General features: G+C 67.1%; 34 protein-coding genes. 12 read left to right on the top strand and 22 right to left on the bottom strand.

The features are described from left to right. From HB662_RS02235 to HB662_RS02195, 9 genes are read right to left on the bottom strand one after another with little or no spacing between them, the layout of a single operon-like run. Complete coding sequence (locus HB662_RS02235) at positions 1 to 1,482, bottom strand: phage tail sheath subtilisin-like domain-containing protein (RefSeq protein WP_168046691.1); 1,482 nt, start codon at positions 1,480 to 1,482, stop codon at positions 1 to 3. Then, positions 1,482 to 1,658 (bottom strand): DUF2635 domain-containing protein, encoded by a 177-nt coding sequence (locus HB662_RS02230; RefSeq protein ID WP_168046689.1) that lies wholly within the window; start codon positions 1,656 to 1,658, stop codon positions 1,482 to 1,484. Before HB662_RS02230 ends, HB662_RS02235 begins: the two co-directional genes overlap by 1 nt. Positions 1,659 to 1,667: 9 nt before the next feature. Next, entirely contained in the window at positions 1,668 to 2,204 is a 537-nt protein-coding gene (locus HB662_RS02225) for a hypothetical protein (protein WP_168046687.1), read from the bottom strand. Then, the gene (locus HB662_RS02220) at positions 2,201 to 2,524 is read right to left on the bottom strand and encodes a head-tail joining protein (protein ID WP_168046685.1); all 324 of its coding nucleotides are present in this window, start codon (positions 2,522 to 2,524) and stop codon (positions 2,201 to 2,203) included. The genes HB662_RS02225 and HB662_RS02220 overlap by 4 nt, the downstream gene beginning before the upstream one ends. A 5-nt stretch (positions 2,525 to 2,529) precedes the next feature. After that, complete coding sequence (locus HB662_RS02215) at positions 2,530 to 2,871, bottom strand: hypothetical protein (RefSeq protein WP_168046683.1); 342 nt, start codon at positions 2,869 to 2,871, stop codon at positions 2,530 to 2,532. A gap of 1 nt (position 2,872) precedes the next feature. Further along, positions 2,873 to 3,901, bottom strand: a complete 1,029-nt coding sequence (locus HB662_RS02210) for a major capsid protein (RefSeq protein ID WP_168046681.1) — start codon at positions 3,899 to 3,901, stop codon at positions 2,873 to 2,875. Positions 3,902 to 3,926: 25 nt separating this feature from the next. Further along, the gene (locus HB662_RS02205) at positions 3,927 to 4,301 is read right to left on the bottom strand and encodes a head decoration protein (RefSeq protein WP_168046679.1); all 375 of its coding nucleotides are present in this window, start codon (positions 4,299 to 4,301) and stop codon (positions 3,927 to 3,929) included. 9 nt (positions 4,302 to 4,310) lie between these two features. Then, on the bottom strand, positions 4,311 to 4,889 hold the full coding sequence (locus HB662_RS02200; protein ID WP_168046677.1) for a hypothetical protein: 579 nt from the start codon (positions 4,887 to 4,889) through the stop codon (positions 4,311 to 4,313). Positions 4,890 to 4,915: 26 nt separating this feature from the next. Continuing rightward, entirely contained in the window at positions 4,916 to 5,698 is a 783-nt protein-coding gene (locus HB662_RS02195) for a S49 family peptidase (RefSeq protein WP_245185378.1), read from the bottom strand. 283 nt (positions 5,699 to 5,981) lie between these two features. Between HB662_RS02195 and HB662_RS02190 the strand changes: the two genes are divergently transcribed. Next, complete coding sequence (locus HB662_RS02190) at positions 5,982 to 6,248, top strand: hypothetical protein (protein WP_168046673.1); 267 nt, start codon at positions 5,982 to 5,984, stop codon at positions 6,246 to 6,248. Here HB662_RS02190 and HB662_RS02185 read toward each other — a convergent pair. From HB662_RS02185 to HB662_RS02165, 5 genes are all read right to left on the bottom strand, one after another. Further along, a complete protein-coding gene (locus HB662_RS02185; RefSeq protein ID WP_168046671.1) occupies positions 6,245 to 7,924 on the bottom strand; it encodes a phage portal protein in 1,680 nt (559 codons plus the stop codon). The genes HB662_RS02190 and HB662_RS02185 overlap by 4 nt on opposite strands. Then, positions 7,924 to 8,184, bottom strand: a complete 261-nt coding sequence (gene gpW, locus HB662_RS02180; protein WP_168046669.1) for a gpW family head-tail joining protein — start codon at positions 8,182 to 8,184, stop codon at positions 7,924 to 7,926. The genes HB662_RS02185 and gpW overlap by 1 nt, the downstream gene beginning before the upstream one ends. Before the next feature lie 9 nt (positions 8,185 to 8,193). Then, positions 8,194 to 10,410, bottom strand: coding sequence for a phage terminase large subunit family protein (locus HB662_RS02175; protein ID WP_168046667.1), 2,217 nt, complete (start codon positions 10,408 to 10,410; stop codon positions 8,194 to 8,196). Beyond that, positions 10,343 to 10,984: a hypothetical protein gene (locus tag HB662_RS02170; RefSeq protein WP_168046665.1), complete on the bottom strand. Its 642-nt coding sequence runs from the start codon at positions 10,982 to 10,984 to the stop codon at positions 10,343 to 10,345. The genes HB662_RS02175 and HB662_RS02170 overlap by 68 nt, the downstream gene beginning before the upstream one ends. Before the next feature lie 199 nt (positions 10,985 to 11,183). Further along, positions 11,184 to 11,777: a hypothetical protein gene (locus HB662_RS02165; RefSeq protein ID WP_168046663.1), complete on the bottom strand. Its 594-nt coding sequence runs from the start codon at positions 11,775 to 11,777 to the stop codon at positions 11,184 to 11,186. A 99-nt stretch (positions 11,778 to 11,876) separates the two neighbouring features. Between HB662_RS02165 and HB662_RS02160 the strand changes: the two genes are divergently transcribed. After that, on the top strand, positions 11,877 to 12,893 hold the full coding sequence (locus HB662_RS02160) for a ParA family protein (protein ID WP_168046661.1): 1,017 nt from the start codon (positions 11,877 to 11,879) through the stop codon (positions 12,891 to 12,893). A gap of 15 nt (positions 12,894 to 12,908) precedes the next feature. Here the strand turns inward: HB662_RS02160 and HB662_RS02155 are convergent, their stop codons facing one another. After that, positions 12,909 to 13,256, bottom strand: coding sequence for a hypothetical protein (locus HB662_RS02155; RefSeq protein ID WP_168046659.1), 348 nt, complete (start codon positions 13,254 to 13,256; stop codon positions 12,909 to 12,911). Continuing rightward, positions 13,256 to 13,972, bottom strand: coding sequence for a recombinase family protein (locus HB662_RS02150; protein ID WP_168046657.1), 717 nt, complete (start codon positions 13,970 to 13,972; stop codon positions 13,256 to 13,258). The genes HB662_RS02155 and HB662_RS02150 overlap by 1 nt, the downstream gene beginning before the upstream one ends. Before the next feature lie 430 nt (positions 13,973 to 14,402). Between HB662_RS02150 and HB662_RS02145 the strand changes: the two genes are divergently transcribed. Continuing rightward, positions 14,403 to 15,455, top strand: coding sequence for a nucleoid-associated protein (locus HB662_RS02145; protein ID WP_168046655.1), 1,053 nt, complete (start codon positions 14,403 to 14,405; stop codon positions 15,453 to 15,455). Further along, a complete protein-coding gene (locus tag HB662_RS02140) occupies positions 15,418 to 16,878 on the top strand; it encodes a hypothetical protein (protein WP_168046653.1) in 1,461 nt (486 codons plus the stop codon). The genes HB662_RS02145 and HB662_RS02140 overlap by 38 nt, the downstream gene beginning before the upstream one ends. A 114-nt stretch (positions 16,879 to 16,992) precedes the next feature. Here HB662_RS02140 and HB662_RS02135 read toward each other — a convergent pair whose 3' ends face one another. The 5 genes from HB662_RS02135 to HB662_RS02115 all read right to left on the bottom strand — a co-directional run bounded on the left by HB662_RS02135 (position 16,993) and on the right by HB662_RS02115 (position 21,936). Beyond that, complete coding sequence (locus tag HB662_RS02135; RefSeq protein WP_168046651.1) at positions 16,993 to 17,544, bottom strand: DUF6362 family protein; 552 nt, start codon at positions 17,542 to 17,544, stop codon at positions 16,993 to 16,995. 581 nt (positions 17,545 to 18,125) lie between these two features. Then, positions 18,126 to 20,705 carry a DUF927 domain-containing protein gene (locus HB662_RS02130; RefSeq protein WP_168046649.1) on the bottom strand — a complete coding sequence of 860 codons (2,580 nt, stop codon included), beginning with the start codon at positions 20,703 to 20,705 and terminating at the stop codon, positions 18,126 to 18,128. Further along, a complete protein-coding gene (locus tag HB662_RS02125) occupies positions 20,698 to 21,039 on the bottom strand; it encodes a hypothetical protein (RefSeq protein ID WP_168046647.1) in 342 nt (113 codons plus the stop codon). The genes HB662_RS02130 and HB662_RS02125 overlap by 8 nt, the downstream gene beginning before the upstream one ends. Continuing rightward, entirely contained in the window at positions 21,036 to 21,599 is a 564-nt protein-coding gene (locus HB662_RS02120) for a hypothetical protein (RefSeq protein ID WP_168046645.1), read from the bottom strand. Before HB662_RS02120 ends, HB662_RS02125 begins: the two co-directional genes overlap by 4 nt. A 67-nt stretch (positions 21,600 to 21,666) precedes the next feature. After that, positions 21,667 to 21,936, bottom strand: a complete 270-nt coding sequence (locus tag HB662_RS02115; protein WP_168046643.1) for a helix-turn-helix domain-containing protein — start codon at positions 21,934 to 21,936, stop codon at positions 21,667 to 21,669. A gap of 56 nt (positions 21,937 to 21,992) precedes the next feature. Between HB662_RS02115 and HB662_RS02110 the strand changes: the two genes are divergently transcribed. The 8 genes from HB662_RS02110 (at position 21,993) to HB662_RS29580 (ending at position 25,332) form a co-directional block, all read left to right on the top strand. Continuing rightward, positions 21,993 to 22,379, top strand: a complete 387-nt coding sequence (locus tag HB662_RS02110) for a helix-turn-helix domain-containing protein (protein WP_342449426.1) — start codon at positions 21,993 to 21,995, stop codon at positions 22,377 to 22,379. An 85-nt stretch (positions 22,380 to 22,464) separates the two neighbouring features. Continuing rightward, positions 22,465 to 22,929, top strand: coding sequence for a hypothetical protein (locus HB662_RS02105; protein ID WP_168046639.1), 465 nt, complete (start codon positions 22,465 to 22,467; stop codon positions 22,927 to 22,929). Further along, complete coding sequence (locus HB662_RS02100) at positions 22,926 to 23,318, top strand: hypothetical protein (protein WP_168046637.1); 393 nt, start codon at positions 22,926 to 22,928, stop codon at positions 23,316 to 23,318. Before HB662_RS02105 ends, HB662_RS02100 begins: the two co-directional genes overlap by 4 nt. Next, complete coding sequence (locus HB662_RS02095; RefSeq protein ID WP_168046635.1) at positions 23,315 to 23,794, top strand: ASCH domain-containing protein; 480 nt, start codon at positions 23,315 to 23,317, stop codon at positions 23,792 to 23,794. The genes HB662_RS02100 and HB662_RS02095 overlap by 4 nt, the downstream gene beginning before the upstream one ends. Continuing rightward, complete coding sequence (locus tag HB662_RS02090; RefSeq protein WP_168046633.1) at positions 23,791 to 24,420, top strand: MT-A70 family methyltransferase; 630 nt, start codon at positions 23,791 to 23,793, stop codon at positions 24,418 to 24,420. The genes HB662_RS02095 and HB662_RS02090 overlap by 4 nt, the downstream gene beginning before the upstream one ends. Further along, positions 24,413 to 24,688, top strand: a complete 276-nt coding sequence (locus HB662_RS02085; RefSeq protein ID WP_168046631.1) for a hypothetical protein — start codon at positions 24,413 to 24,415, stop codon at positions 24,686 to 24,688. The genes HB662_RS02090 and HB662_RS02085 overlap by 8 nt, the downstream gene beginning before the upstream one ends. Then, entirely contained in the window at positions 24,681 to 25,013 is a 333-nt protein-coding gene (locus HB662_RS02080; protein ID WP_168046629.1) for a hypothetical protein, read from the top strand. Before HB662_RS02085 ends, HB662_RS02080 begins: the two co-directional genes overlap by 8 nt. Continuing rightward, positions 24,928 to 25,332 (top strand): helix-turn-helix transcriptional regulator, encoded by a 405-nt coding sequence (locus HB662_RS29580; protein ID WP_342449425.1) that lies wholly within the window; start codon positions 24,928 to 24,930, stop codon positions 25,330 to 25,332. Before HB662_RS02080 ends, HB662_RS29580 begins: the two co-directional genes overlap by 86 nt. Here the strand turns inward: HB662_RS29580 and HB662_RS02070 are convergent. Next, complete coding sequence (locus HB662_RS02070; RefSeq protein WP_168046625.1) at positions 25,259 to 26,563, bottom strand: tyrosine-type recombinase/integrase; 1,305 nt, start codon at positions 26,561 to 26,563, stop codon at positions 25,259 to 25,261. The genes HB662_RS29580 and HB662_RS02070 overlap by 74 nt on opposite strands. Positions 26,564 to 26,670: the final 107 nt, after the last annotated feature.

Raw genomic sequence — 26,670 nt, 5'->3', positions numbered from 1 at the left:
TCAGATTACCCCTTCGGATTTGCGGAACTGCACCAGGCCGGCGAACTGGCGGAACTGGTCGATCGGAATGATCGGCAGCAGGCCATCGACACGGCAGCGGTTGGAGGCGTTGCGCTCGACCACCAGCTCGGCGGCGAAGGCCTCGTAATCCTGCACCAGCCCCTCCGCCTCCATACGCCGGTACTCGCCCAGGATGCCGTCGCGGATGACGGTGGCGGTGACGATGTTGGAACCAGGTCGGAAGCGCGTGCCGGCGGAGGCCAGCTTGAAGCGGCCGAAGGTGCTGGTGACGTAGTTGCGCAGGCGACGGATGGCGGCGGCCAGCAGGTACAGCGTCTCCGGGTAGAGGTAGCTGTCGTCGGGCGCGCCCTGCGGGTTCAGCCGGTAGGTGGTGACCAGCGTATCGGTGATGACCCGCCCATCGGCCGCCACGGTGAAGGCGCCGAGGCCGTTGTTCAGCAGCGTGTTGCGATCGCCGATGCCCCAGCGCTTCTCGCGCGGCGGCGCCATCACATCCAGCGGCAGGGCGTGCAGCGGCAGACCGGGATCGGCGCGGATGGAGGTGGCGCAGGCACCGGCCAGGTTGGCCGCCCAGATCCAGGGCGGCGATGGCGAGGCATCGGCCGGCAGGCAGACCATATGCGGGTCGTTGCGACCCAGGCTGAAGGTGGTGCAGGCGCTGAGCGTGCCGCGGAAGCCGGTGAAGGCGCCGCCATAGAGCATACGGTCCCAGGACCAGCGGGCGGCCAGGTGGTCGCGCAGCGCGTTCAGGCTCGCCGTGTCCGTGTAGGGCATGACGTGGAACTCGAAGTCCTCAGCGCCGAGACTGGCCAGCGCCAGCGCCAGGTCCGGCGCTGTGGTGCCACCGGACATGGGGGAGACGGTGACCGCCAGACCGGCGGGCGGCACCTCGCCGCCGGCGGAGCCTAGCAGGTTGCGACCGAGGAGGATGTCGTTGCCGGCGAGGCCCTTATTGCGCGCGGTGACGGTGACGACGCCGGCGCTGTTGGCGGCGGTTACCGGCAGGCTGGCATCGGCGTTGATGGAGGCGACACAGGCCGCGGCAGCCGTGGTCGCCGTCATGCTACTGGACAGGCCGACGGCGACGCGCCGATCGCCGATATAGATGTGGTCCGTACCATTGGCCGTGGGCGCGGTGCCGATCGTGAAGGTGCCGGTCGCGGCGACGCCGGCGGCGGCATCGGTCAGCGGCAGGACATGCACCTCACCGCTGCGGTCGCGGCGACGATAGGCCTCGGCCATCAGCGCCAGCATGGAGCCGCGCCCGGCGCGACCGCGCAGCCAGTCGAGGCTTTCGAGCAGGGCCGGGACGTTGGGCGGCAGGTCGCCGGTGGCGAGCTGCTGGCCGATGATCAGGCTGCGCAACGCGCCGGCGGTGCCGGAATTGGCGCGGGAGTTGTCCAACTCGGCGAAGAACAGGGTCGAGCGGTTGCTCGCGGGGATCTCGCGGAAGCCCACCATCAGCGGTCACTCCCCTCGGCCACCGGCGCGGCGGGCGGCAGGGTTTCGATGACATCGCCGTCGGCCAGGCGGCGCATCCAATAGGCGTCACGCGGCACCTCCCGGCCCTCGGCCGGCAGGTGGTCGCGCAGGACCGGGTCCGGGACCTTCAGGCCCTCGGCGGGAATCACATACATCGGGGGCTCCTACGCCTGGACAGGCGGGATCGGGCGGAATGCGATGCTGGTGGCGTCGGCGTCACAATCGACAGCCGGCGACGGCACCTCGAAGACCTCAGTCCAGCCGAGGTCAAAGGCGATCAGCGCGGAGCCAATCGCGACCTCGCTGCTGCGAGAGTCAATGCCGAGGGTTGTCTTCACCCCGTCGACGCGTTCGATCTTGCGATCGGGCGGCAGCAGGAGTTCAGCCGCCTGCAGCACAGCCGCGGTGACAGCACCGCTCAGCTGCTCAAGCTCGGCCTCCAGGACCGTGCCAGCGCGGGAGAGGGCGTTGAGGCGGACCTCCACGGCCAGAATGAAGGAGACGGCGTAGAAGGACCGGAAGGCAGTGCCGCCGGTGCGCTTCTTCTCCTCCTGCCAGCCATAGACCAGCAGAGCCGGCAGTTCGGCCTCCGAAAGAGGCCAGGTGCGAGCGCGGAAGATGCGCCCCTGCACGGCAGGTACGCGGCTGGCCAGGATGCCAGCCACAGCGTCTCGTACCGCGACGCGGTGCTCAACTGTCATGCGACCCGCCCCAGCGGCAGGACGATCCAGCCGGCAGCGTCGGCCGGTACCTCCGTCGTCACGTCATAGGTCACGTCGCGAATCAGTACGCGGTCCCGCGCCTTCGGCGTGAAGCCAGGCGGCAGGTCAGCCGCGCGAAGCGAGAGCGTGGCCTTCGCCACGGTAACCGGCGGGCCGTCGCCGGCCCCCGGGACATCCACCATGTAACGGTCCAGGATCCCGGTGATCTCAAAATCGGGCTGGAACTGGGGGCCGTAGAGGATGCGCTCCGGCTCGCGGAATGTCGCCAGCACGGAGGCATCCAGCGCGCCGAAATCCATCCCTGTCAGCCGGCGGAGACGTGCGCGCCGCGCGCCGGCGCGTCATCGTCGCGCGGATGGCGGGCCCGCCCCAGGAAGGCCGGCACGTCATAGCCCGCCACCTCGAAGGCCTGGCCGGGCCGAATGACGCGACCATCCGGGTTCTCGTCGTCCACGATGGTGAAGCCGACGATGGCCTCCAGCGTCACGGTGCCGGAGGCGGCGCGGCGTGCGTCCTGCTGGGCCTGCTGACGGGCGATGATGTCCATCTCCCGCTGCCGCGCGGCATCCGCCGGCGACAGCGTGACCATCACCTGCGGCGCGGTCTCGGCGGCTTCGGCCGCCTTTTCCTTGGTCGCGTTGCTCATGTCAGATCACCTGTGCCGAGGCGGAGGCATTGACGTTGGAAGGGATGGTCAGCGGCGCGGACTGCGTCATCAGCCAGCGCACCCCCGGGTCCTTCTCCGTCCAGCTCTTCGGGCAGAAGGGGATGGACGGGAAGCCGACATCCTCGTCCTGGATGGCCGCGAAGGCGCGCTCGCCCTGAACCATCTTGGATCCGAGGATCACCGTGCCATCGGTCAGCAGCGGCTTCTCCACGCCGTCCGCCGGGTCGATGAACCACTCGTAGTAGATCCACAGCGTGTACTGCCCCCAGCTGCCGAGGCGAATGCCGCCACGCTCCGGGCGGACGCCGGCGGCCGAGAAGTCCTCGTTGCCGTTGCGGAAGCTCTGCACCACGGCCGCAACAAGCGGGTCCGCGCGGAACAGGCGCCAGGCCGCCGGGGTGAAGACGACGTCGGTGACCGGGTACCCGCTGCGCTTCAGCACCAGGGCGGACCAGTCGTCGATGTTGTTCGACGGCGAGACGCCGGCCTGCCCCCAGCGGTTGCCGCCGCTCAGGGTGATGTTCAGCGATGCGTCGCGGCCGAAGTTGATGACCGCCGTCGGGACGCCGTCGCCCACCACGGTGATGGCGCCGTCCGTCATGGCCTTCGCGCCCATCCACTCCATCCGGCGGAAGATCTGGTTCATCTGATCCTCCATCTCCAAGCGGAGGTTCGCGGCCGCGCGCTCGATCGGCGTCATCGCGCCACCGATCCGCTCACCGCGCGTACGCCGCACGGCGCGCTTGGGATCGAGGCGCGTCTTCGGCTTCAGATAGGGCGGCGCGAAGGTGGGCGTGGTGAAGCCGAGGCCTTCCACGAATTTGCCCTCGACCAGCGGGTTCACGAAGGGCGCCAGGCGCCGCTTGCCGTCGAACACGTCGATGGAGACCATCTCGGTGTCGCTCTGGGTCACGTTTGGGAAGAACATATCCAGCAGGAACTGGCTGGGTTCCTTCAGATTCTCCACCACCCGGATCAGGGTGGTGGTCTCGTAGATGCTCAGGGCCATATCGGCCGATCTCCTGCTGGGCCGATCAGGCCGGGATGACGGACTTCAGGTGGATGCCCTTGTCGCGCAGCCCCGCGCGGATCGACGCCAGGGTGTGCCCGGTGCCAAGGATCAGGGCGCTCTCATTCACCTCGCCGGCGATCAGGATGGGGCAGTTCGCCAGGTCGCCGCCGGTGGCGTCGCAGGCATCGGCCAAGACGCCGTAGGGCACCTGGCTGCCGTCCGAGGACGCGGAAAGCGAGAGCGTGAGCTTGCCGGAGGCGGTGATCTTCCCCACCACGGCGCCGCGGGCCAGGTTCTGGCCGGAGATCAGCAGGCCATTCTCGTGGACCGGCTGGGTCAGGCCGGCGATCAGACGGTCCGGAGTGAAGGTTTCGGTGAAGACGCGGGGGCCGGGCATGCGGCGCTCCTACTTGCTGCGCGGGCGACGGCCCGCATTGAGGACGAAGTCGGCATTGCCTTCCGGGGTATCGCGGCTGGGCGTTCCGGTGCCGCCGTCCGCGCCGAGGCGCGGAGCGCGTTCGCCGGCCATGCGGTCCGCCAGCCCGCGCCGCGGCGTGGCCGCACCGGCGGCACCGGCCTTCAGGGCGCCGATCGCGGCCTTCACCGGCAGGTCCGTTTCGAAGGCCAGATGGGCGCAGAGCGGGATGTTCGCTGCTGCTTCGGGCGCGGCGAAGATGGCGGCGCAGCGGCGGCGCTCGGCCAGACGCGCGGCCACGACGCTGGCGGCGGCCGCTGGCTTGTCCTGCTCGTCCCGCTCCTCGTCCTCCTCGTCGTCTTCGGCCTGATCCTCGCCGTCGTCGTCGGAGGCCTTTTCGTCCTCCTCCTCCTCAGCGGCCTTGTCCTTCTCGTCCTCTTCCTCGGCCGCCTGGGCGTCCTTGTCCTTCGGCTTCTCGTCCTCGCCGGACTTGGTCGCGGCCGGGCGGCCGAAGCCGGCGAGATGGGCAAAGCGCGCGTGCAGCCCGCCCGCCGTGGTGCGGAGGTTCATGTTTGGGTCCTTCGGGGGGTGTGGGGTCAGGCGTCGCCCAGCTGCGCCAGCAGAGCGGCGAAGGCCTCGTCCGGCGCCATGACGGAGTCCGCCAGGCCAGCAGCGACGCCGGCGGCGCCGAGATAATGATCCGCCTGCTGCGCGCGCACGGAGGCGACGGAAAGGCTTCGGTTGCGGGCTATGGTCTCGACGAACAGGTCGCCCATCGCGTCCACATCCGCCTGCAGGCGGGCCAGCAGGTCCTTCTTCACGCCCTGGTAGGCTTGGCGCCCCTCCAGCGCCTTCCGGTCGCCGTAATGGACGAAATGCACGGCCAGGCCGGCCTCGGCGATCGCCCGGCTGTAGTCGACCAGCATGGTGATGACGCCGACGCTGCCAGTGCCCCCGGTTCGGGGCACCGTGACGCGGTCGCAGGCCGAGGCCAGCGCGTAGGCGGCGCTGTAGGCGTGGTCGCCACAGATCGCCCACACCGGCTTGTCGCCGCGCGTGGCGTGGATGGTGTCGACCAGGTCGAAGCAGCCGGAGACCTCACCGCCGCCGGAGTTCAGATCCAGCACGATGGCACGGGCCTGCTTATCGGCGAGGGCGGTCAGGTAGTTGGCGCGGATCCCGTCATAGCCGGTCATGCCGGAATAGGGCCGCAGGGTGCCCGTCTTCTGGACCAGCATGCCCTCGACCTGGATCACCGCGATGCCGCTGACCAGGTCATAGCCGCGCTGGGGCTCCCGCGCCGGCCGGGACCATTCCTCGTCATCGTCGAAGGCGACGATGCTCGAGCCATCCGCGCGCACGACCCGGGCGATGCCCAAGCGTTCCGCCAGGGCCGCAACTGCGACCTCCGCCTTCTGCGGGTGTAGGGCCAGAGGGGTGTTAAGAATCCTCTGAGAAAGATGGGGGAACAGGTGCATGGCGATTCCTCGCAAGGGCATGACTCAGCCCGAAAGCACAAACTCGCCCACGAGGCGTCAGCTGCTAAGCTAGAGCTTGCCTACACACTCTTTGAGTGTTATCGTTAAGCTGCAATAACGTAGGTCTTGAAAAATGAAGGTATCCACGCGCGGTTGGAGCCGTGACTGCGGCGCTAACGTTATCATGAGTGCCGACCTCGAGGTCGGCTATGAACGTCACCCCGTTGGCACCGAACGCTTCAGGGCAGGCAAGACCTACCTCCGCCGGAGATCAACGGGCGATCTGGATATTTCAGTTGGGCCTTGCAACATCACGCTTGGCGGAAAGTACCAGACCATCATTTCGGTCACCAAGGAGGACACACTTCGGCTCATGGCCGAAGCTTTTAAGGGCGAACCGTTTGGGCAAGTCATCGCGGAGTTGGCCGCCGCTATGGCCGAGACAGATTAGTCTTGGTCACTCGGGATTCCCGACACTCGGGCTCCACCACTCGAGGCGACGACGTCAGGCTGCTGGCCACCGGTGACCGTGAAGGTCAGGTTGAGTCCGCGATTCCGCGCGCCATGCTGTTCCAGCTGCAGCTGGTCGAGGACTTCCTCCCAGTCTAAGCCGTCATTCTCGGCCGCCTCCTTCTCCAGGGTGGAGAGGCCCGAGCTGATCTTCAGACGGCTGCCCTCGGGCTCCTTCGTCGGATCGACCCATCCGCGGCCTGGGCCGATCCAACGGCAGCGGGCGTACTCCGCCCGCGCCTCCGCGAAGTCTGGCGCGGCGGCCGGCAGCGGCACGTCGCCGGCGTCGATCAGCTCCTCCAGGAGCGCCACGTAATGCGGGCTGGCCCAGCCGCGGCCGAAATCCGTGCGGCGGCGGATCAGCGTGCGCCAGGCTTCCAGCAGAGCCTGCCGGGCGGAGGAATAGGTCGAACCCCGGAAGTTCGCGCTCACGGTTTCGAAGCTGCTGCCGGTCGCGGTGGCCAAGTTGCGCAGCATCGCCGCCTCGAACATGTCGAAGGCGCCCGCGGGGCGGGATGAGGTGATGGTGCTGACCTTCTCGCCGGGAAACAGCTTTGCGAGGCGGACGCTGCCGGCGGAGAGGCGGTTATCAGCATGGAATTCGGACCGCATGCGCTGATAGGCGGAGATGCTCTCGCCCTCGCCATCGTCCTCGGCCAGCGCCTTCTGCACATCATCGGCGTCGAAGGGGCTTTCGATGTAGGCGCCGAAGATGGCGTTGATGACCGCGGCCTGCACCTCCAGCCGGTCGTACTGCGCCAGCATCCGCATGCGGGCCAGAACGGGGGTGAAGATGCCGCCCACCGGCCGATGGTCACCCGCGCGATCGGCGTCGTAGTGGTGAACGAAGGCGGGCCGGCCCCAGTACGTCTCCCGCGGCATGCGCTGCCAGGTGACGGCGCGGCCCGCAGCCCACCAATCCGCCTCATGCGCCTGGCGCATGTGGTAGGCCACCGGCGCCAGGGCCGCCTCATCCAGTTCCACGCCGCCCCGCAGGCGCAGCGTGTCCATGGCGTTCTGCGGGTTGGACAGCCGGTCCGGGTCCACCAGGTGCATCACGGTGGCGTAGCGGGCGCAGCCATAGCCGACGCGCTCCGGCATCCAGCCGATCGGCCCCATTGCCTCTCCCTCCACCAGGTAGTGGCGGAAGGCCAGGCGCGCCTTCTGGCTGAAGCCGTGCTTGCGCTCGGCGTCGCCGTAGCAGGCCGGATCCTCGAAGTGCGCGGCGAAGGCAGCCTCGGCCGCGTCGGCAAACTCCTTCGCCCAGACCGCGTCGAAGCCCTTGCCGAACCGGCGCGCCAGCGCCCGATAGTTCGGCTTGGCGGAGAGCCGGAAGTCGGCGCCGATCGCGGCATCCAGCGTGCGGGTGACTGTGCCGGCCGCCCAGCCATCGTTCCGGACCATGTCGCGGATGCGCGCGACGGTCAGGTCTCGGCTCGGCTGGGTCTCGGTGTCCGGCGAGCCCAGCACCGCGTTCCAGCCGGCCATCTCGGCCGAACTGCGATCGGCAGCATCGTAGGGAGCGCCGGGGCCGCCGATCAGCCCCTTCATGCGGGACCGCTGGATCTCGCCGCGGCTGATCGGCTGGCCGAACTGGTCGATGATCGTCGCGGTCATCAGAAGCGGATCCCGATGGCGCGGCGGCGCGGCCGCCGCTGCTGCAGCTCGCCTCGAGCGGCCAACGCATCCGCCAGCAGGCCGATCCACTGCGCCAGCTCGTCGCGGTTGGTCGCGCTGTAGGTGCCTGAGCGTCCGCTGCCCGGGGTGGAGTAGGACAGCGAGACCTCACGCCGGCCAATGGAGAGCGACTGCAGGGCCCTCAGGGCCTCGACATGCCAAGCCTTCAGCGTCTCGGTGTCGATGACGCTGAAGTCCATCCTCCGCTCCTATCTGGCATAGCGTGATGCCCGGTTCGGGCGGGTGGTGCCGTGCCGCGCGACCTGGACCGTCGCGGCAGGCTGAGGAAGGGCGACAGGCCCGCTGAGGGCGGCTGGCACGGGGTCATGCGATGCTGGCGCGGCCGGAGCAGGTGGCAGCGGCGCGGTACCCCCGCCCTCGCCATCTGCCTGGTAGGGCAACGCCACCGCGTCGGCGCGAATGTTGAGCTTCAGGCCCATGTGCATGAGGCCGCAGAGCGCAGCGTAAGCGTAGACGCGGCAGTCCAGTGCTTCATTGCGCTTGCCGCTGGGTAGGTCCCAGACCCGGTACCGTTGTGCGCCCACCTGCTTCGTGATCAGCCGCTCCGACGTCATCTGCATGTACCAGCCGATGTCGCGGTCTGCCGGCACGTGCATGAAGCCGGGCGGGTAGATCCCACCATCCGGTGGAGCCTCCAGCGCGAGCCGGTTCCGGATCAGGTCCTTCGCCGAGTTCGTGCCGATGATGATCGGGCGGTAGGTCGCTTTCGTGGCTGCCGACGGCTTCTTCGTCGGCCAGACCGGCGACCGGGTACCGTTGCGAGCGCTCTCGCCCTTGATGCCCCAGATCTTGCGCCCCAGCCGCGCCTTGCAGAACTGGTAGACCTTCTGTGTCGAGTGGCCGCCGGTGTCGATGCAGGCGGCGCTGATGACGAAGGGGCGGCCATCCTCCCGCAGGAAGCGCCGCTTCAGGTAGGTGTCGACGCGGTCCCAGAGCTCATCCGTGTCAGGGTCGCCTTCGAAGATCTCGAAGGCCAGGGACCAGGATTCCTCGTGCCGGCCCCAGCCCACCAGCTCGAGCTCGACGCGGTCACCCTGGACGTCGATGCCGACAGTCAGGATGGCGACGCCGAAGGGCACCTCGCCTGCCCAGCTTTTAGCCTGGCGCAGCAGCGAATCCAGCGCCAGCGCCCGGCCCGAATGCGCCCGGAAGGGCAGCGCCGCCTGGGTGTTCCACCAGACCTGCAGCTTTTCCTGATCGCCCTGCGCTGCCAGCCATTTGGCCGCGATGTCGGCTGGACGGTCCTTCTGCCACGGGCTGTACAGCTTGCTGGCCTGGAAGCCGGCATGCTTGTTCGGGACTGCCCACGCGCCGCAATGCGCACACCGGGCGCGGTAGACCGCATGCCGCGGGCCTTCCCACCAGTCCCAGACCCGCGCCAGCGCGCGGGCGCTACCGCTGGCGTCGGCACGGTCCTCGGCGCGCCAGGCGAGCTCGTAGGCATCCATGGGCACCTGGCGATCGCAGCAGCACTGGAAGGGGCGCGTCTGGTGCCAGCGCGTCGTGCGCAGCGCCCGCAGGCGCTCGCCCTCATTCCAGCCGACGCCGCAGGCCTCGCAATGGATCCGCGCGGTCTCTGGCCGGTGCGCCGCGCCGTCGCGGCCCCATTCGACGTGCTTGAAGAAGTCCAGCACCTGGCGGTGCTGGCAATGCGGGCACTCAACCGAGGCGCGGCGCATGTCGGAGTCCGCGTAGCGGGCAGCGATCCGGCTCTCGTCCTCGACCGTCGGCGAGCAGACAGCAAGCACCAGGTAGTTCAGCGCGAAGGAGGCGGTCCGCTCCTCCGCAATGTCGATCGGCTCGCCCTCGCGCGTGGCGACGTATTTGTCCACCTCATCGCAGAGCAGGACCCGGATGGGGCGGCGCGCCAGGTTGTCAGGGCTGCCCGCGCCGGCCAGCGCCAGAAAGCCCCCGGGGAAGGCCTTGTAGAGCAGAGTCTCGTCCGCATTGCGCGTGCGGCCGGTGCCGACCAGGCTGCGCAACGCGGGCGTGGCGCGCACCATCGGGGTGATGCGCTCCTTGCTGAACTGCTCGGCCGCGGCTTCCTTCGGCTGCAGCAGCAGCATGGGGCAGGGGTCGAGGTGGGCGTGGTAGCCGAAGACGTTCTCCAGCAGCGCCGTCTTCAGCAGTTGCGTGCAGACCATCGCCGTCAGGGCATGAACGCCCGGCTCGGTGACCGCGAGCATCGGGCCGCGCGCCACCTCGACCGTGCTGGTCTTCCAGCGGCCAGAGGTCGACCCAGCCTCCTTCGCGAGGTGCCGATACCGGTCCGCCCATTCCGGGACGGAGATCCGGGGCGGAGGTGTCCAGCCGCGCCGCGCCGCGAGGCGGAGCCGTTCAGCCTTGCTCGCGGGGGGTGAAGTCGGCTTCGGGTTCGCCGAGGTCCTCGAGCTGCTGCTGGACATAGGGGGTCAGGGCCTGGACGACGCGATCTGCCTCGAGGCCCAGATCGGCGGCCAGCAACGCCCCGACCTTGGCGGGGAAGTTCAGCCAGGCGTCGCGGGCGGCACGGGCGCTATCGAAGAGCACGGCCTCCGCAAGCTCGAGCTCGACCAGCGCGCCGCCGAGCTGCTGCGCCGCGAGCGTGGCCCGCATGGCGCCAGCGGCTGCCTTCACCTTTTCCGAGGTCGCCAGGTCAGGGATGTCGCCGGACAGGAACCGGCGGCTGAAGTCGTCGAGGTCGACCTGTTCATCGTCCTCGTCCCGCTCCGGTCTCCGCCGGCGCCGCAGCGCACCACCTTGGGGCTGAGGCTCCAAGCGATCCGCGGGTGCGGACACTGCGGACACGATGTCCGCACCCTTGTCCGCAGCCGGCTCAACGTGGCGGTTTGCGTGCCGCCAGCCGGTTCCGACCAGGGCGGGATCAAGCTTTCCGTTAGGTAAAGCCTTGAGTTTCCCCTGATCTACGGCACGACGGACCAGCTTGTCGTTGCACCCTTCGCGCCGCGCAAATTCCCGGATGGAGATGCCGTCGGCCACGGGTGCGGACACCTTTTTTTACCCATAGCTGGGCGAGAGCCGGGGTGCGAAGCATCCCGTGCGGGGGGTGGGGGGCAGGAAGGACCCAGACCGGGGGGGGTGGTGGCCTTCCTGCCCCGCCGCGCCGCGTCACCTCGCCTCACGGACCTTGCACCGCCGTCAGGGGGCGAGCGTCGTGGAGCGCGGGAGCGGCGCGAGTTCAGCGTCGTGCCGTGGCGATCGCCTTCTCGAGCGCCTGCCGAAAGGCCGGTGTCATGGTGGCCTGGGCCACCTTGATGGCGCGATCTCGGAAGCCGAAGCGCGGCTTGTAGCGGGCCTGTCCGATGAACAGCGCGAGCGGCTGCAGCGCGCCGCTGGCCAGGCGCCGAAAGAAGCCGCCGGCGCCGGCCGGCGTCTTGCCGACGAAGACATCCTTGCGGCGCTGCAGCGCGGCGAGGCCGCGGCGCGGGATGTTGCCGAACGCATTCCGCGCGATCGCCTTCGGCATGATCAGCGCCTGGCCCTTGCCGGTGCCGCCCTGCTTCGACGGCTCGGGCTTTCGCGTACCGCCCGTCTCCTGCAACTGCAGGTACTCGGCCTGGCGGTCCTTCACGAAGACCCTCGCGACCAGGCTGTTCTTCCGGGCCGGCGTGACCGCGATGCTGTTGCGGGTGAAGGGCGTGGGTCTGTCGAAGACGCTCGGCAGCGCGCGGCGGTTTGCCACGGCGGCGGCCTGCGCCATGTCGGTCAGCGCGCGCGCCGTGGCAAAGGGCACCTGGTTGCGCGCTAGGTCATCGAGGCGGCGCGTCAGCATGCGGAAGTCGGCGAAGGCGGACAGTGATGAGTCCTATCTGGACGTTGCAAAGTCGAACACGGACGTGTAAGAGTCCATTTCAGACACAGGAGTCCGGCCATGAAGTACGCATTCTGGAACAACAAGGGCGGTACGGGAAAAACTAGCTTGGCGTTCCAAGCGATCTGCGAGTACAGCCTTGAAAACCCGAGCAAGAAAATATTGGTTGTGGATGTTTGTCCACAAGCAAACCTCTCGGAGCTCTTTTTAGGCGGACTTCAGAACGGCGGCAGCAATAAGCTGCTTGAGCGTCAGGGCGCGATGCCGCGCGCTAGCATCGGCGGCTATTTTCAGCTTCGCCTTCCTTCCCCCTACACCATGCCGCCAACTATTCAGCTGGCGGATTTTGTCTCGCGCCCATCCCGCTACAACCCTGCGATCCCTACCAATATCGAATTGATCTGCGGGGATCCTCTACTCGAATTGCAAGCTAATGCAATCAACACCCTGGCAAATAACCAGATCCCTGGTACGAACACCTGGATCGCCGTAATTGATTGGATATCAGATCTATTGCGATTGGCGGTCGGCCACGATGTGATTTTTTTCGACTGCAATCCGAGTTTTTCAGTTTACACCCAGATAGCCCTAGCTGCCTCAGACAGATTGATCCTGCCGGTCATGGCTGACGACTCTTCCCGCCGGGCAGTGCAGAATGCCCTCTCTCTTCTTTACGGGCTTAAGTTGCCTGACCCGATCTATACGACCTATGCGTTCAGCGCAAAGCTCGAGGTGGCGAAACGAACCCTTCCCAAGGTTCATTTGATCGCGAAGAACAGGATCACCCAGTACATGGGGTCTGCCTCAGCTTACGCGGCGGTTTTGAACTCTGTAGACGACGATATTAGGGCGCTGTTGCTGACTCACCCACACTTATTTACCTTCAATTCCACAAAGGATGGGACTGTTGAAGTGAGGGATTTCCAGACTTCCGGCGTAGTTGCCTTCGCTCGGGGTGTCCCGTTCTCGCAGCTGAAGGCTGGAAAGCAGGACATCGGGGGACATCGTGTTCAAGTAAAGGAGGACTACCGGCTCGACTCTCTGAGGGCGATCAGGCGGCTAGTCGCCAAACTTTGACGTTTCGCAATAACTTCACTGCACCGTCAGCGTGGTATATCCTTTGCGGCCTTTCTTGCCGGGGATGATTTGGCCGATCATCGCCTTGGTGATGACCACGTTCTCGGTCGCCGGCGTGCCGGCATGGGTGCTGCGCGTCAGCACGCGATTGCCGGTGATGACGCTCTCATGCGGGCCCATGGCCTGCAGCAGCGTGACCTTCAGCGCCTCGTTCTCCGCGGTGAGCCGATCGATCTCCGCCTTGTTCACCGCATAGGTGCCGGCGTCGGCGATGACCTTGCGGTCGAGGATCTGCGGCCGCGTCACCGTCGGCGCGGCCGCGGTCACCTTGCTGCGGGATGCGGGCTTGGTGGTGCGGGCCATCAGCTGGTGTTCCTGTCGAGAATGCGTTGCACCTGGGTCGGGTGCCAGACCTCGGCGCCCGCAGCGGTTTTCACGCCGCGCGCCATCAGCGCCGCAGCGATCTGCGGCAGGCTGGTGCAGCCCGCCGCTTGCGCGGCTCGAATCATCGGCAGCACCCGCGCGGCATGCTCGGCCGCAAGATCCTGCCGCACGGCATTGGCGCGCCGCGCCTGCTCGGCATCGCCGGCGACGAGGCGCGGGCTGCCGAGCCGCACGCCGCGCGCTCTCGCCGCCTGAAGCGCCGCCCGGGTTCGGGCGGAGATCATCTCGCGCTCATGCTCGGCGACGGCGGCCAGGATGTGGATGGTCAGCCGGTTGGCGTGAGGGTTGTCGCAGGCCACGAATTCGATGCCGCTCTCCATCAGGTTGCTGACGAAGGCGACGTTGCGGGCCAGACGGTCGAGCTTGGCGATGATCAGCGTGGCGCGGCGCGCGCGGCAGGCGACGATGGCGGCGGCGATCTGCGGCCGGTCGTTCTTCTTGCCGGACTCGATCTCCCGGAACACGTCGAGTATCCGGCCGCCGGCGGCCCGGACATGACGCTCCACCGCTTCCTGCTGGGCTTCCAGGCCAAGGCCGGAGGCGCCCTGCTTGTCGGTGCTGACGCGGTAATAGGCGATGAACCCCCGCAAGCCCGCTGCGGCGCCAGCGGCCTTCTTGAAGGGCTTGCGGGCCATGTTCCAGCAGGGGTGCGGGGTGGCGGGCCTTTACAGACCCATACGGTCGTTTGACGGTTTGAAAAGGCCGGATCACCGGCGCTGGAAAAGGAAAAGCCCTCGAACCGGTGGGTCCGAGGGCTTCTCGCGCTGTGAGGAGGGGGCCTAGGGGAGCGCCGCTCCCTCTCCTGGCATCGTGCCGCCACGGCTACGCCAGAACCTGCCATGTGATCAAGAGAATTTCCGCCGCCGCCGGCGCGCGCAGCGAATGGGAACGATTGGGATTTACTAGCCTGCTATGTCCCTGCTTTGATCCATCTCGAGAACGACAGGGCTCGAGGTCCGGATCCGGAGGCCATCGGCGCGAGGGACTATGGCACCGATGTGACGAACCAGTCTCTGACATCGCGACCAGGGCGAATGCGACCTTATCACGGAGGGGCGGCACGGTATGGCGTTTTTTAAAGACGAAGAAGTCAGCACTCTGCGAGTAGTACGCATGATAATTCACGTCGTTGGGCGAGAAGAGGATGGATTCGTTGAACAGCAAGAAATTGAAGTCCAGCAGGAAGGATTTTTCCGTGCACGCATAATGGATGAAGCCCGCGACGGGGTACACAATTTCATTCAGGGCTCAGCCGTTAAGAGCATCCTAGAGGACATAGTTCTGGGCAACACAAGCTTTGAAGCGGGAGGCCAGAGATTAGCACATCGTTTTTGGGAAATGCATGTCCCTCAAAGCGTGGGTGGGGCGTTCTTTGTCTTCGAACTGAGGTGCGACGGCGCCGACGTTTTTTATGCCCTAATCAAATACGATTATCGCGAAGCGGTGGAGCTAGCGCACGCTGAGGGCAGAAATGTGCTTCGCGCCATCGTTCAGGCGTTTGTCAAAGATCGGCGCGCTATTCAGAAATTTTGTTTAGTGCGCGTCACCGATAATGTAGCGGATCAAGCTGTGTCGGCGTCGGACCGCATGAAGCAGGCGCCCGATTTGACTGATTATTTTGAACGGTATCTGGGGGTCGCCAGGTCGCGTTCGAACGGCGAGCTCTCCAGCGGGCTGAGCGAGGCGCTACGCCGGGCCGTGCAGAAGGTTAGGGATCATCTACCTCGTGGCGACGTCGGTGGCGCGGTAGCCCGCGCCAAGACTGCCCTGCGCGGTCGGGACACGGTGACGAACGATGACGTTGTCGATGCCATCATGCATGCTGCCGATCGGCCAGAGGACGAAGGTACGCGACAGGAGATCGAGAAGGCAACCCGCAGCGAGCTTCGGCGTCAGCGATTGCACGACATCGAGTTCAAGCCCGACGCGCGGAGCCTGCAGGTACAGCCTCGTCGTCTGGTCCGCACCGCTGAACAGGTTAGTTTAGAGTTTCCGGCAGAGGAACTCGGCAATTCCGTGCATCGAGAGCAGACGGAAGCCGGGATCGTTTTTACTATTCGCACCTCTAGGTTGATTGAAGATGGCACGCTTCCAGAAAGAATTGGCCGACAGGCTTAACGGCTTGATTGCCGAAGGTCGGGTAACGGTTACGGAGAACGGCGACGTGCTGGCCGTTAACCAGCTCAACGGCGATGAAGCCTATAGCGTCTTCGAGGAATTAGAAGGCGCGGGCTGGTCGAATATCGTACTCGAAGACGAGGGCGGATTATTCCCGCGCGAACTCCTTTTCGAGAATCTATCCGGGGTTCGGATCACGGCGCGCAGTCCAGATGTACCGCCGGGCGTCGATGCCGTCATCACAAGATCAGGCTTGGAATCCCTGTTGCGCAGGGATTCCATCTCCAGAGTGGTTTGGGTGCAGGGATTGGATCAGCAGGTTGACACCGTTACGGTCCGCTATGCTCCTTGGGGAAGTACCGATCTCGACTTTTCGCGTGAGCTAGATCCTCCAAACCCGGCGCGGGTCGTGCGCATCTTGGGACCCGGGGGGCCAGGGGCTGACATCGGGCGGTGGCTGCTACGGTCGGCGGGTGTAGACGTTTCTGCGCAGGCATTGGCGCCATGGCGCGAACAGGCGACGACCAGGCTCGCGGCTGCGCTCGCTCAGGAGGTCGAGCCTGACGGAAAGCTCCTCTTCCGAGGTCCGCCACCCACGCGGTTCAGACCAGCACATTCGCCGGTGGCCTCGGAGGCTTTTGCGGCGCTCCAGGCTGCAGCTTACTGGGTGTACGAGAACGAGCGCGAGTTCGAAAACAGGCACGGACTTCTGGCCGCCGAAGTGGCGAGAACCTCTTCGCGCGATGGCGGCGTACCCGAACTCGCGGGAATGCTCAGTTCTGCGCTGGAAGGTGCACGTATTGCGTACAGTTTCGGCATTAATCAGCAAAGCAAAGAAACACTCCGAGCGTTAAGCGATCTGAGGAAGGCAGTTTCCGACGACGCTGCGAAGCTCTCTGAGACGACGCGATCGCTCGGCGCCGCAGTTGTGGCCGCTGTCTTCGGCAACTTAGGTCTAATTATTGCACGGGTCACGCTGCCGACAAATGTGACACTAGTGGGCCCCGCGGCAGTCCTGATTGGCTTCGTTCTTGCGATCTATGTACTCTCCGTCATTGCGAGTGGATGGCATTTCATCTCTATCCAGCGGGGGCTTAGGGCCGAATGGCGGGATCGACTTTACAGGTTCTTAGGAGACGAAGAGTACCAAAGGATGGTGGCTAGGCCAGTCAAGCGAGCGGAGCGCGCATTTGCTATTACGGCAGCATTCGGGATCACCATGGCTTTGGCCTTACTTCTTGCCGTTTACTTTATCGCTGCCGAGCCCATTAACTCGTCGGCTGGACCGCCGACGATCGCTTCAGAGACTGGCGCTCATATGAATAAGCAATCTTTATCCGGAACCTCGCCCTCCATCGCACCATCTTCATCGCCGGCGTCGGAAGAGCAAGCGAGTGAGGATGATGCCTCAAGGTCCCCATAAATCTACGCGAATTTTCTGTTGATTGCTAACGCGTAAAAAAACCGGCTGTGCGCGCCCGCCCTACCACCGAAGATACAGGCTGCGACCGCTGACGGCTGCCTGCAATCCCAAGTCCTACCCCCACCTGGTGGTCCGCATCCCCTTGCCCAGCTCGTCGCTCTGCTCGGCGTCCCGCGGCCGGGCCAGGCTGTCCGGCCCGTCCCGCTCGGCCCGCCAGGTCAGCGCCCATTCAGCGCCGCCGCACTGCTGGGCGTAGAGGGCCATGACGATCCAGCTGATGCCCTCGGCGTGCCAGCGCTGCACCGCCCGGTAGTCCCAGCCGAACATCGTCCCGATCGCCCGCCAGGTGTGACGGTGCCGGCCAGTGATGGGGCTGGTCAGGGCGCGCAGCAGCAGGATGCGTCGATGGTTGATCCGGTCCGGCTCCAGCAGCTTCAGCCAGCCGAAAGCCTCGTCCATCTGGGTCACGCGGCGCGCGGTGGGTACCGGCGGGCGGATACCGGCCTCGCCATAGCCATGGGCCTCCGCGGCATCGGTGACGACGCGGGGCCAGTTGCTGCGATAGCCAGCCGGAAGGCATCCGCGGGAGGGGAGGGCCAGAAGTGTGGCGCCGGCATCCTCGAGCCGCAGCTGCACCACCTCGGCGTCATAGATTGGCGCGGGCATGGCTGTGCCCGCCGAGATGCGACTCAGCTTCATTGGTCCTGGACCTTGTGATGATGGGCGGGGCGCTGCCGGGGGCGCCGAAACGCGGCGGGGAAGGCCAGAACGGCAAAGCGCCCGCGGCCCTTACGGGCTCGGGCGCGTCTTTCCCCAGGATATTGAGGAAGCTACCGCAAAACCTGCCATGTGATCCAGCAGCGCTAACGCGCACGCTGAGATCGGACTCGTGCTGCAATCGAGCTCCCAGCGGCAGGCCCCCGCCCATCGCCACAGCATAAATATCACGGTTCGCAGAGCCGTGAAGCCTATTTATTGTGCAGAGCGATTGGCCTTCGGGCCGCATCCGCCCGCTATAGCGAAAAACGACGTGTTACCGGTGTTACCGCGTTACCGCGCTGATTTTTCACATGTATTTGGTAACACACGCGGCCAACGCAGGTGTTACCGGTGTTACCTTTTCGGCGCCAGGTCACGAGGGAGGTAACACCGGTAACACCGACGTCGAACCCGGTGTTACCGAAATCGCAAGCCTTTTCAGCAAGGTAACGCGGTAACACAGGTAACACCGCACTTTCGCCTGCTCTTCAGGACTCGATCTCGTCCTCGCCAGGCTCCTCGCGGATGCCCAAAATTGCGCCACTGACTCGGTAGCACCGGATCGGCCCTTCGCCGGGGATCTTCACCAGGTCTGCGGCAGCCCGGCTGCTGGCGCCGAGGAGAAGGCCTGCCGCGCGCAACACGGCGACTACCCTCTTCGGGTCCATGCCCTTGCAGACCTCCTGCGTCCACGCCTGGGGCAGGATCAGATACTCCCATTCGTCGGCGCTGCCATTTGGCCGGCGACGCCAGCCGGCACGGTTCTGTGTGCGGTGCTGTTCCGGGTTAGGAGGGGTCACGTCCCCATTCTCGGCGCGGCGAACCAGCGGCGTGAAGCGGCTTTCGCCATGAGCCTCGAGGAAGGCCTGCACCTGGGCGATGGCCTGCTGGTCTTCGGTTGCGCCGGCACCGCCGCGCTCGCCCAGCCAGGTTCGGAAGCAGGCGCCGGCGGCGGCCATCGCCTCTCCCTTCGACCAGGGAAGTACACCCCATTCGATCCCCAGCTCCCCAGCTGCCCCGATCAGCGCGAAGCGATCAGCCACGCTACGCACCTGGCCGGCCGCATCCTCCGGCACATGCTTTCTCGCAAAGCCCGCCTGAGCGGTCTTCACCCGGGCCTCCAGCCCCCGCGCATCGGTCACCCTGGCCCGGACCAGGTGCGTCAGAAAGCTGCGCCCCGCCGTGCCGTAATGGGTCTTGGCCGCGGCCTGCAGTGCCTTCGCCAAATCCCCCGGCTTGCTGTGGTTGTGGAGCTGCTGGAAGACACCCATGCCGGCGCCAGCGTCCGCCGGCAGGTTCACCAGCCGCACCTCGAGGCCCGCCATCAGCTTGCGCCCGGCCTCTGCCATCTTGGCGCCCAGCGTCACCTCGCCGGTGGACAGGAACATGGTGCGCCAGGTGCGTGACTTCCGGGCGCCGCCCTCCCTGCCGGCCCGCAGCTTCCCGCTGCCATTGGCCAGCATGTAGATGGTGTCGGCCACATCGTTGCTGCTGGCCTGGCCCATCTCATCCAGGATCAGAACCGTGTCGCTGGTTTCCGAGGCCGCGCTCTCCAGGCCATTCGCCGTGGCGCGCCACTGCCGCACCTGCGCGCCGCGGGCGCCCTTTCCCCAGACGCTGCCCGCGACATAGAGGGTCGTCGATTTGCCGGTCTGAGAATCGCCCACGATGTGAAGACCGCCACTGTCGCCACCCACGATGTCCAGCAACGGGGTGGCCAGGGCGGTGCAGATGGCGACCACCAGCCGGCTGTTCCCGGCCGCCAGCCGCCCGACATGCTCCTGCCAGTCGGCCAGGCTGCCGGCGGCGAGGAAGGCCCCATCGGTGCCTGCGTGGTCGGTCTGCAGGATGACGGAGCTGGCGGCCGGCCCGTAGGCCTCTCCGCCCGGCAGGATGAAGACGCTCTTGCCGCTGGCCAGATGCCAGCCGGTACGGTCGACGCAGATCCGGCGCCGCTTGCTGCGCACGCCGCCGATGAACTGCTTCAACAGGCTGCGCGCTTTGCTGCTGGGGTTGCAGTGCAGCCCCGCCTCCTCGAGCTCCTCCGCGATGCGGTTGCCGTCGGCATGGATCAGGCGCTTCGGCACGCTCCACTGGTGGTGCCGATCGTCGCGGTCCTTCCAGCGGATGACGAGGCCCCAGTTCTGGCCTGCGCCATCATTCGCCTCGCCCACAACCTCGAAGGGCGCGGCGATCATCGTCCGCTCCGCCGGCACTTCCTCATCCAGGCTGGCGCCCGGATCGTACCAGAGCCCGGTGCTCTTGAAGATGAAGTTGGGCGGGAGCTGAGGCGGATCGGCATCCTGCGCCTCCGACAGGAGCTCAGCCAGCAGCTCCGGCGACACCCCAACGGGCAGCGGGTCGGCCAGATCCCAGCCCTCAGGCCAGTCGCGCGGGACCTCCACGATGCGGAAGCTCTTCGCCCGGGCCCCGCCGCGCGGCCGGGCATGCTCGGCCGCCGCATTGGCATAGGCGAGACCAGGCTCATCGCGATCCGGCCAGCAGGTCACGGCGCGACCGGTCAGGGGCGACCAATCCGCCCGGGACGCGGCGTTGCTACCGCCCTGGCTCGCAATCACCACGTGCTCGGGGAACAGCTTCGCAGCAGCGTCCGCGGCCTTCTCGCCCTCAACCAGCAGCACCGGCGCCTTCGGCCGCGCCGCCAGGTGCTGCAGGCCGTAGAGGGGGCGCGGCGCTGGCGGTGCCTTCATATGCCAGCCGGTGCGGTCCTGCTGCGCACCCTTGCTGTCGATCCAGACGCGACGGCCGTGGCAGAAAGGGGTGACATCCTTCTTCAGCTTGTCGCCCTCGCGGCGCTCGAACCGGGCGACGACGAACAGCAGCCCACCCTCGGCATCGCGGTACGGCCAGCATGCGACGGCCTTGCCGAACCCCGGATGAAAAAGGTCCGCCGGCTGAGGTGCTTCGACCGGCAGCGGCGTCAGCGTTGGCTCCCATGTCTCCTTGGCGTCCTGGCGCGGCTTCGGATAATGCGCCACGCCATTCGCCTTCAGCGGCGCGAACGGGTCTGTTGCGCCCGCCTTCGGCGATCCCGTGTGTTCAGACATGGTGTTCCCCTAGATCTAGTCCGAGCATCTCGGCGAGGCTGCGCGCGGCCTCCGCCTGGCTGAGGTTGTGGATGGCCGCGGCGAGGCTGATGACGTCGCCGCCGGAGATGCCGGCCGCGAAATCGGCCCATTTGCCGGAGGCAAGGTTCACGCTGCAGGACCGCCCCGGCGTGCCCCGCAGGTCACCGCATCGCCACTCGTCGCCCTGCTGCTTGCCTCCCGGCAGCCACCGGATGCAGAGCGTGCCGAGGTGCGGCAGGGCGGCGCGGTTTATCGCCGCGAAGTCCAGGCGGCCGTGGCCGCGCCGAGCAGGCGTGCCTCGACGCCGCGTCATGTCCGGCGCGCCCGAGGCTGGCGCCTACCGGCGCGACCGGCATGCGGTCCGCGCGCGGCAGGCGCCCCCTCGCTCTCGACCGCGGGGGCGGCGAGCGAGCTGGTGAACATGGCGGCCGCCTTGGCGGCGATGGCTTCCAGCTGCCGGGCCTGATGGGCCGCCAGCCGACCGATGCTGTCCGCCTCGGCGCGGGAGAGCTTCCCATCGGCCAGGCTCTCGCAAAGTGTCGCAGGGACACCGCCGGCATGACGGGCGAACTCGGCAACAGCGGCGGTCAGCATGGAGCTGTCGACCTGGCCAAGGCGCGCGAGCCGATAGCCGCGAAGCCGCGCCAGCTCAGCGGTCACTACGGGCTCGCCGGCGATAGCTTCGAGCTGCGCGATGACATCCGCGGGCGGGAAGGTCGCGAGGTCTGCCTGGTCGTAGTAGCGCGACAGCTGCGAGTCCGAGACGCGCACGCAAGCCTCGGCTGCTGCCAGACCGCCGACATCGGCGACCAGGCGCCGGAAGGCGGTTTTCAGGGCGCGCAGGCTTTCGCCGTGGAGCAGGACGTCGGTCATCGCCGGCACTGTCCTGCTACTGGATCGATTCCCGGTGCGCGCGCGGACCGGGAATCGGAAGATCGCATCATGGATGTGCGACCTTTTCCCGGGCGGCCAGCGATCGACGCAAAGGTCCTCGCCTGCCGGGCCGGATGGTTGGATTGGCGAATGCCGCTGCGACCTCCGCTGTCGACACCTCGCCTTTGGTCGCCTCCTGGATCGCCAGGGCGACGCGGAGGCTGGCCCGCCGTGTGCCCAGAGCGATCCGGAAAACGGTGGACAGATGGACGCCGACGGTGTCGGCGAGCTGCGCGGCGCTCATCTCGCTGGTTTCGAGCCATTGGTGCAGGAGCATGATGTAAATTGCCCATTAGGAACAACGAAGGTCAAGCGCCTTCTGCCCCATGGCGCATGGCGGCACGAACCCATGCGCTGAACTCTGTGCTTATGCCGACAAAGCGAACCACCCCGACCGAGCCTTTCACCACCCTGACCCAGTGGCGGGAGGCGAGAGGGTTGACCCAAGAACAAGTGGGGAACAAACTGGGTCTGGGCTCAGCTGCGATCCATAAGTGGGAGGCGGGAAAGGTAGTGCCGAATGTGGATAGGCTCCGCCAACTCGCTGAAATCTATGAGACCACGCCCGACGCGCTCTTTTACCCCCCAGAAGCGGGGCGTCATGTCGAGGAACTGCGTCGGGCCGACGCGCTGCTGCGACGCATGTCGCCGGAGCAGGCCGACCGGTGGCTGACGGTCGCGGAAGACCTGCTGGGAATAAGCGTGCCAAAAATAAAATAGCCCATTGGGAATATTCGCTTGCGCGGAATTTGCCTGATGGGCACATTCGCTCCACGCCGCATCCCGCGGTGCTGGAGGTCGATAGGTGTCGAATCTCGCGATACACACACCGCCTGAGCCTTGCCGGCGCATAGCCGCCGACGACAAACAGCCCGTAAGCCATGACGCCACCGATCTGCTGAGCCGGCTGGTCCACCCGGACAGCCTTTCGCCGCTCGCGGCGCGGCACCTGCAGCGCGCCCTCGCGCGGGAGGAGGTCACCTCAGACGCGCTGCTGCAGGTAGCGGACATGGCTGAGGAAGCCGCGACTTCGTACCTGCTGCTGCCGTGGAACCGGCGCGACTTCCGCCAGCTGGCGACCGTCATGCGCGCCGTCGCCCCAGCCTTTGCGGGTCGGCCGCTGCCAAGGCCGCAGGACCAGGCCATCCCCGCCGTGATGCTGGAGAAAGCTGCAGGCCTGCTGGCCGCCTTCGGCGGCATCGAGACGATCCGCGTGGAGCGGATGCTGCGCGTCATGGCGATCCGGCTGCGCGGGGAGTGGCCGCGATGATCGCGCGCCCTCTGCTCGCCGCCGTCTGGTACGCACAGCGCGTCGCCGCGCAGCGGCCGGAGCGCCTGCCTGACGCGTTGCAGGCGATTGTCGGCCAGGCCGAGCGTCTGGTCGATCTTCAAGGTTATGCTGCCGCGCCGCTGCGCCAGGCGGGGCAGCGGATGATCGCCACCATCTTCCACGCCTGCGCCTGCGCCGATGTGCGTGGGGCCGCGCTGCGGCAGCTCGAGGCCGAGGCGAAGCTGGTGCAGCGGCTGGAGGAGACGGTGCCCTGCGATCATGGGCCGGCAGGGTCTGCGCTGTGGGCCGTGCCGCGCCACTGGCTGCCCCAGGTGGTCGCCGGCGCCAGCAATCGCCCCTTCACCGTGGTGGATGGGGGGCGGCTGTGACGCGCGATATCCCCTGCCTCACCATCTGGCAGCCCTGGGCGTCGCTGATCGCGCTAGGCGCGAAGCCCTTCGAGTTCCGCGGCTGGCGCACGCCGGCGCGCCTGACCAACCGGCGCATCGGGATCCATGCAGGATCGCGCCCTGTCCGGGAGGTGGAGGTGCTGAAGCTGCTGGACCAGCTGAGCGGGCTTGAGGAGGGCCGGGGCACCGCCCTGCGCGCCGAGTTGGCCGTGCCGCTGCTGGAGAAGGTGCTGAAGGATCCGCGGTGCGTGCCGATGTCGTCGATCATCTGCACCGTCATCATCGCGCCGTCGCGCAGCGCGCGCGCCCTGACCGGCGCCGAGGGCGGCGACAGCGACCGCGCCAGCGAGCACGTCTTCGCCTGGCCGCTGCGCTCCATCCAGCCGGTGCAACCGATGATCCCGGCGCGCGGCAAGCAGGGCTTCTGGCTGTACCCCGTCGAGGTGGCGGCATGAGCGCTGTGTTCTACACCCCCGACCTGCTGGAGGGCCTCGAGCCCTGGCCATTCGGGGAGCTCCGGCGCCGCTGGTACAGCACCATCCTGGCGGATCCCCCCTGGGGCTTCCGGCTGCACTCTGACGCCGGCGACCGCAAGAGCCCGCAGCACCACTACGCCTGCATGGACCTCGGCGACATCCAGGCGCTGCCGGTCGCGGCCCTGGCGCATCCGGACGCTGCCGCCTGCGTCATGTGGGCGACAGCGCCGATGATGCCGCAGGCCTTGGCCACCATGGAGGCCTGGGGCTTCCGCTACTCCACCATGGGCGCCTGGGCGAAGCAGTCGCGCAGCGGCAAGGCCTGGGCCTTCGGCACCGGCTATGTCTTCCGCTCCGCTGCCGAGTTCTTCCTGGTCGGCATGCGCGGCAGGCCCGAGCTCGGCGCGCGGAACATCCGCAACCTGGTCGTCGCCCCCACCCGGGAGCATTCCCGCAAACCCGACCTGCTGCGCACCGCGATCAAGCGACTGCTGCCCGGTCCGCGCTGCGAGCTGTTTGCGCGAGAGGCTGCGCCGGGCTGGGACAGCTGGGGCAACGAGACCGGCAAGTTCAGTGCCTTCGCGGCTGCCGTCAGCCATGGATGAACGCACCCCACCAGTCGAGGCACCGAGCGAATGCGAATGGGCGCTCGCCTGGGCCTTCGCCCACCAGCATGACGCCAGCTTTCCTCGCAGGCCGCGCTCCACCAAGCAGCAGCTGGCGGCCTATGCCGCCACGCGCGGCCTGGTGCAGGCGCGGGAGATGCTGCCGGGCATGCTGCGGCTGCCGCCGCATCTGCGCGACGCCCTGATCGAAGCCCTCGGCGCCGGCCCTTCCTCCTCTCTACTCCACGGAGACCACCCCCATGGCTGATGACGATTCGGCTGCGCTGCTGCAGCCCTTCAACGGCAAAGCCGTTCTGGACTGCACCGGCGACAGGTCCACCTGCGCGCCCTGCACCTTGCGGAGCGTGCTGGCGCTGGCGCGGGACGAGAAGACGAACCGGCTGGTCGACGCCATGAACATGGCAGCGATCGACACGAACCCCAGTTGCGCCGACTTCGCGCTGTTCTGCGCCCGCATGCTGGAGAACCTGGTGGTGCACCATCCCAATGGCGTGGCGATGGCCCGCGCCGCCCTTCTGCTGGCCGAGTCCAAGGCGCCGATGCAGCGGATGCGGAGGCACCTCAATGGCTGAGCCGACGCTCAAGGCGGCCTCGGTGGCCACGGCCGCGGCACCACCCGATGGCCCGCTCGTCCCGCCTGTCGATCCCTGGATCGGGATCTCGCGCGTCGAAGCGGAAGTGGGCCTCGGCCGGTCCACCATCTACCGCCGCATGGATGCCGGCAGCTTTCCATTGCCGCGTGATCTGGGTGGTGGCGTGGTGCGCTGGGTTCTCTCGGAGATCCAGGCATGGAAGGCCGCGCGGCCGCCCGTGCCCCCTAAGCTGCGCGGCGAGAGCGCCCCGGAAGGCTCGCCACGGGGGCGTCCTCCGAAGGCTCGTCGCGGCGCTTGAGCGGGCGCCTGGGCCCCTCCGTCAGCTCGCTGGCGGAGGGCAGGCCGTCCAGCAGTAGATTGGCCCATTCCTCCGCCAATTCCCGCCGCCGCTCCAGGTGCCGGGCGCGGTTATAGGCCGCCTCCACCTTGTCCTTTGGGGTATGCGCCAGCATCAGGTCGATGACGGCGCGATCGGCGCGATGGCGCTCGTTCATGATGGTCGAAAAGGCCGCGCGCCATCCGTGCGGCACATGCAGGCCATGATACCCGGCACGGTTCAGCAGATAGCCGATCGCGTTGTTGCTGATCGCCCGGCGCGTGGTGCGAGCCGTCGGAAACATCAGGCCGCTTGGCCCGATAAAGCGCCGCAGGGCGCGCACGATTTCCACCGCCTGTGGTGCCAGGGGGACTAGGTGGTCGCCGGCGCTCTTCACCTTCATGCGGGCGGCAGGGACATGCCACATCGGCGCGGGTCCCTCGAGATCCTCAATCTCCTGTAGATAGGCCCCCAGCAGCTCGTCGCCCGGTCGAACAACGGTCAGTGCGAGGAAGCGAAGCGCCAGCTTGGTCACCGGCTGCGCCGGCATCTTCTCCGCATCGCGCAGCATCTGCCGCAGGCGCTCCACATCGGTGATCGCAGGCTGGCGGCCGCGCTGAACCGGCTTCAGCAGACGCTGAACCTGGGCCGCGGGATCGATGCTCACCCAGCCATGGGCGATGGAATGCTGAAAGACGGCACTGATCCGCTGCCGAATTCGATGCGCCGTCTCGATCGCACCGCGCCGCTCGACATCGCGCAGCACCACCAGAACGAGCGGCGGCGTGATCTCACTGATGGGCAGGCGGCCGAGCGAGGGGATCACGGAGGCCTCGAGGCTACTCAGCACGTCGGCGGCGTGCGTGGCCGTCCAGCGCGCCTTCTGTTCCTCGTGCCAGGCCCTGGCAATGACCTCGAAGGTGGTGCCGAGAGAGGCCTGGGCCGCTAAGCGCTGGACCCGCTTTTCCACGCTGGGGTCCCGACCGGCGCGAAGCTGCTCCCTCGCCACGTCGCGCGCCTTCCGTGCCTCTGCCAGGGAGATCTCCGGGTACTGCCCGATGGACAGCTTTTTCTCCTTGCCAGCGATCTCGTACCGGTAGTTCCAGAGTCGGCTGCCGCTGGGCATGACGACCAGCACCAGGCCGAGTCCGTCGCGAACCTTGTATGGTTTCTCGCGCGGCGTGAGAGCGCGGATTTCCCGATCCGTCAGCATGCCATCCCCCGTGGCCCGGTCTCGCGCATCCGTGGCCCGGTCAATGGCCCGAAATTTCTCGGGCTTGCACGGGAACGTATGGGAAACCCCTGGGCGCAAAATAGGAT

Origin of the sequence: Falsiroseomonas frigidaquae, assembly GCF_012163145.1 — a bacterium.
GTDB lineage: Bacteria > Pseudomonadota > Alphaproteobacteria > Acetobacterales > Acetobacteraceae > Falsiroseomonas > Falsiroseomonas frigidaquae.
Note: the sequence above shows the minus strand (reverse complement) of the source record. Positions and strands in the feature narration are given on the sequence as shown.